Annotated in this window: 1 protein-coding gene; it reads left to right on the top strand. The window is 36.5% G+C overall.

Annotation, left to right across the window (positions count from 1 at the left end; genetic code table 11):
* The coding region (locus HMPREF2933_RS08590; RefSeq protein WP_142350143.1) for a transposase at positions 1–439 on the top strand (439 nt) is incomplete at its 5' end.
* Positions 440–455: the final 16 nt, after the last annotated feature.

Below are 455 nucleotides of genomic sequence, written 5' to 3'. Positions count from 1 at the left end.
AAAAAACCAAAGCAAGAATTATTCTGGTAAAAAGAAAAGACATACCATAAAAACTCAAATCATGCTTGATTTGACTAGCCATCGTGCTTGTCAATTGGCTTTTTCAGATGGCCATACGCATGATTTTACCCTTTTTAAAGAGAGTATTGGCTATAGTTTGCCCCAAAATACCCTTGTTTTCGTAGATTTAGGGTATTTAGGCATCTTGAAATTTCACGAAAATACCTTTATTCCTGCTAAGCGTTCTAAACATCACCCCTTAACCCAAGAGGATAAGCAGTTGAATCGCAAGATAGCTAAAATGCGTATTGAAGTTGAGCACTTTAATGCAAAATTTAAAACCTTTCAAATCATGGCACAGCCCTATCGTAATCGTAGAAAACGGTTTGAATTAAGAGCTGAGTTGATTTGTGGCATCATCAACCACGAGATGATGTAGTTACCGAACAAGTCTA

The organism is Streptococcus sp. HMSC066F10, assembly GCF_001813805.1.
In the GTDB taxonomy this organism is placed as follows: Bacteria; Bacillota; Bacilli; order Lactobacillales; family Streptococcaceae; genus Streptococcus; species Streptococcus vaginalis.
This window is presented reverse-complemented; position numbering and strand designations above follow the sequence as displayed.